We start from the raw sequence: 4,224 nt of genomic DNA on the forward strand, positions 1-4,224 counted from the left end.
CATTGGAATATCACGTTTTTCAACCAATGCACCTGAACGCCAGCCGCGACCATTTTCAACTTGTTCATTGGCAAGAACTGTCTGGTCTACTGGGTCCCAGTTGACTGTAGAAAGTTTACGGTAGATCAGGCCTTTTTTATAAAGCTGAACGAATAGCCATTGTTCCCAGCGATAGTATTCTGGTGTGCAGGTTGCGAATTCACGATCCCAATCTACAGACAGGCCAAGTTTCTTCAACTGATTACGCATGTAATCAATATTCTCGAAAGTCCATTTTGCAGGAGCGACCTGGTGTGCAATGGCAGCGTTTTCCGCAGGAAGACCGAAAGCATCCCAACCCATGGGTTGTAATACAGTTTCGCCTTTTAGACGGTGAAAGCGGCTGATCACGTCACCAATCGTATAGTTACGCACATGACCCATATGCAGTTTGCCACTTGGGTAAGGGAACATCGAGAGGATATAACGACGTGGACCTTCTACAGTGTCGGCAACTTTAAAGGCTTTGCGAGATTCCCAGTCCTGTTGGACTTGAGGCTCAATCGCACTGGCTTGATATTCTGAGTCAATGTGAGTAGTCATATACGTAATACAAGAGAACGGTTAAAAAAATATAAGGCACAGCATAGCGCAAAACACACCTAAAAGTGAATTTTGCGGATGGGATTCTGCAGGAAAAATCTAAATTGGCAGACGAGTATGATTAGAAGGCTACACGCTCAGACTGACCACGTTGTAAAGCTTCATTAGCTTCACGCTGTTGCTGCTCATTTTCAGAAACGACAGGCACAGCTGCAGATGAGTTTGAGTTACCCGTTTCGGTCTGGTTCTCATTTTCGGTTGTTCTTGCTGGGGTAGGCGCGGAATTGTTCCAGCCATAGGTTTCTACTTTGCTTTTGTGCTTGGCATTTTTAGGAGGCGGGGTTTTAGTGTAGTGAGTCACGTCTTTGGCATCGACCCATTTATAATATTCAATCGCTAAAGCAGAGCTGCTTGCTACACCTAAAACAAACGTAGTGGCAAAACTTAATGCGGTCAGGAAAGATCTTTTCATGAGTAAAAGTCCTGAAAATTTCAAGCGGTTAAATAGGGTTGTTATTGTAGAGAATTTTTTGCCATAAGATGATTTTTAATTCAATTAATTTTGTGATCAGTAGTGATCTTAATGTTTTGAGCTGATACCTAAAAAGAGTAATTTTATATAAAAAGAAATTTATTTATAAACAGTTGCATTAAGTTTCTTAAAAATTCATTCAATTTTTTTATATAAGACATATTAAAAATTTATAAAATTAAAGTTTTAAGTATATGAAATTTATTAATTTAAATTAGAATTTTAAAGCTAAAAACCAGAGTTAAAGTCGAAATTGCCTGTAAAAGCAGCAAATTTTAGACGTATAAACAATAATAGCCTGTTTTTTAAACTTGACTTTAAAGGCTGAAAACACAAGAATGCAGCAATAGTTTTATATGCCTTAGATCGATCACCCTTCGAATAAGTGTCATGTCATGCAATGGGCAATTTTTCTAGCCGAAAAATTGAACAAAGCGAACAAAATATGTTTACCCCAACATGTTTTAGATCTTGTATTGCTCGAACAGCAGGTAGATCGGATTTTTTATTCCTATTGCTTTGAAAACTATGAAATTTGTGTGCTATAACAGTGCAGACAGTTAATGAATGAACACTGCAAATGCCTCCCATTTGTGCAGTGAATAATATAGGGTGAATCACGTTGGAACTTCTATCTGGTGGTGAAATGCTCGTTCGCGCATTAGCGGATGAAGGCGTTGAACATGTTTTTGGATATCCAGGCGGCGCAGTACTGCATATTTATGATGCGCTATTTCAACAAGACAAAATTAATCATTACCTCGTACGTCACGAACAAGCTGCCGGTCACATGGCGGATGCTTACTCACGCGTAACAGGTAAAACTGGTGTTGTGCTGGTCACTTCTGGCCCAGGCGCGACCAATACCGTTACTCCAATTGCAACGGCTTATATGGATTCCATTCCAATGGTGATCCTGTCTGGTCAGGTTGCAAGCCATTTGATCGGTGAGGATGCGTTCCAAGAAACTGATATGGTCGGTATTTCTCGCCCAATCGTGAAGCACAGCTTCCAGGTTCGCCATGCCAGCGAAATTCCTTCAATTATCAAAAAAGCATTCTATATCGCGTCATCTGGCCGTCCAGGTCCAGTTGTAGTTGATATTCCTAAAGATGCAACCAACCCAGCAGAGAAATTTGCTTACGAATATCCTGAAAAAGTGAAGATGCGTTCGTATCAACCACCATATCGTGGTCACTCAGGTCAAATCCGTAAAGCGATTGATGAACTGATTCATGCGAAACGCCCAGTCATTTACTCAGGCGGTGGTGTGGTTCAGGGCAATGCTTCAGCACAATTAACTGAGCTTGCGCATCTATTGGGTTACCCGGTTACCAATACTCTGATGGGCCTTGGCGCATTCCCGGGCGATGATCCACAGTTCATCGGCATGTTGGGTATGCACGGTACTTACGAAGCAAACATGACCATGCACAATGCAGACGTGATTCTATGTGTAGGCGCGCGTTTCGATGACCGTGTAACCAATAACCCTGCGAAATTCTGCCCGAATGCCAAAGTCATTCACATTGACATCGATCCGGCGACCATTTCTAAAACCATCATGGCGCACATTCCAATCGTGGGTGCAGTAGAACCTGTACTGAACGAAATGCTGAACCAGTTGAAGCAAATGAATGTGTCCAAGCCAAATCCTGAAGCGATTGCGGCATGGTGGAAACAGATTGATGAATGGCGTCAGGTTCATGGCTTGAAGTTCGATGTACCGACTGATGGTTCTATGAAACCACAGCAAGTGGTTCGTGCTCTAGACAAAGTCACCAATGGCGAAGCGATCATTACCTCTGACGTTGGTCAGCATCAGATGTTCGGTGCATTGCATTATCGCTACAAGCGTCCTCGTCAATGGATCAACTCTGGTGGTCTAGGTACGATGGGTGTTGGTCTGCCATATGCAATGGCGGCTAAGCTTGCATTCCCGGATCAGCAAGTGGTTTGTATTACTGGTGAAGCATCGATTCAGATGTGTATCCAGGAACTTTCTACTTGTAAGCAATATGGCTTGAACGTAAAAATCCTGTGCCTGAATAACCGTGCCTTGGGTATGGTAAAACAGTGGCAGGACATGAATTACGAAGGCCGTCACTCTAGCTCATATGTAGAGTCTTTACCTGACTTTACAAAATTGATGGAAGCTTATGGTCATGTAGGCATTCAGATTGACCATGCAGACGAGCTTGAGTCTAAGCTTGAAGAAGCAATGGCAATCAATGATAAGTGCGTATTTATTAACGTAATGGTTGACCGTACAGAACACGTATATCCAATGCTGGTTGCGGGTCAATCGATGCAGGATATGTGGTTAGCAAAAGGGGAGCGCACGAAATGAGACATATTATCTCTGTACTCGTAGAAAACGAAGCAGGCGCGCTTTCTCGCTTGGTAGGTTTATTCTCACAACGCGGCTACAACATTGAAACACTGAACGTTGCGCCAACTGAAGACCCAACACTTTCACGTCTGACTTTGACGACTTATGGTGATGATCACAAGATCGAACAGATCACTAAACAGCTGAACAAGCTGGTAGAAGTGGTTAAAGTGGTGGATCTGTCTGAAGGTGCGCATATTGAACGTGAGTTGATGTTGATCAAAGTGAAAGCTTTAGGCGCAACCCGTGATGAAATCAAACGTACGACCGATATTTTCCGTGGTCAGGTGGTTGACGTAACGCCAACAACTTACACGATTCAAATCGCGGGTACGACTGAGAAAATCGACGGTTTTATTGATGCATTAGCAGAAAACACGATTCTGGAAGTGGTGCGTTCAGGCGTATCAGGTATCGCACGCGGCGAAAAAGTACTGACAATCTAATTTTAAAGTATTTCCTCACCCTAAAAAGAAGGGGGTATCAGGCAGTGTAAATACAAGATTCACTGCCTGGTTAAACAGACAAACAAGCATTAAGCGGAGACAGCAATGCAAATTTTTTACGATAAAGACTGCGACTTATCTATCATCCAATCTAAGAAAGTAGCGATCATTGGTTATGGTTCACAAGGTCACGCGCACGCGCTTAACCTTAAAGATTCTGGTGTAGACGTAACTGTAGGTCTTCGCGCTGGTTCTACTTCTTGGAAAAAAGC

At 42.8% G+C, this 4,224-nt stretch carries 4 protein-coding genes and 1 pseudogene; 3 read left to right on the plus strand and 2 right to left on the minus strand.

The annotated features are described in order from the left end of the window. Together B4J23_RS12220 and B4J23_RS12225 are read right to left on the minus strand one after the other, a co-directional pair. Positions 1-582 (minus strand): class I tRNA ligase family protein (locus B4J23_RS12220; RefSeq protein WP_291360962.1); only part of this gene is annotated, 582 nt, incomplete at its 3' end. Between the two features lie 121 nt (positions 583-703). After that, the gene (locus tag B4J23_RS12225; RefSeq protein WP_291360964.1) at positions 704-1,054 is read right to left on the minus strand and encodes a DUF4124 domain-containing protein; all 351 of its coding nucleotides are present in this window, start codon (positions 1,052-1,054) and stop codon (positions 704-706) included. A gap of 682 nt (positions 1,055-1,736) precedes the next feature. On the opposite strand from B4J23_RS12225, the gene B4J23_RS12230 reads away from it, so the two are divergent. From B4J23_RS12230 to B4J23_RS12240, 3 genes and pseudogenes are all read left to right on the plus strand, one after another. Further along, positions 1,737-3,464 (plus strand): acetolactate synthase 3 large subunit, encoded by a 1,728-nt coding sequence (locus B4J23_RS12230; protein WP_291360966.1) that lies wholly within the window; start codon positions 1,737-1,739, stop codon positions 3,462-3,464. Beyond that, entirely contained in the window at positions 3,461-3,952 is a 492-nt protein-coding gene (gene ilvN / locus B4J23_RS12235) for an acetolactate synthase small subunit (RefSeq protein WP_004782091.1), read from the plus strand. The genes B4J23_RS12230 and ilvN overlap by 4 nt, the downstream gene beginning before the upstream one ends. A 105-nt stretch (positions 3,953-4,057) precedes the next feature. Then, positions 4,058-4,224 (plus strand): annotated as a pseudogene (locus tag B4J23_RS12240) (ketol-acid reductoisomerase); the annotation flags it as partial.

Origin of the sequence: Acinetobacter sp. UBA3025, assembly GCF_002367915.1 — a bacterium.
Taxonomy (GTDB): domain Bacteria; phylum Pseudomonadota; class Gammaproteobacteria; order Pseudomonadales; family Moraxellaceae; genus Acinetobacter.

Bases quoted from the DNA above. Each gene is read 5' to 3' on its own strand.
- B4J23_RS12225 (WP_291360964.1), bottom strand. From the start codon at position 1,054: ATGAAAAGATCTTTCCTGACCGCATTAAGTTTTGCCACTACGTTTGTT.
- ilvN (WP_004782091.1), top strand. From the start codon at position 3,461: ATGAGACATATTATCTCTGTACTCGTAGAAAACGAAGCAGGCGCGCTT.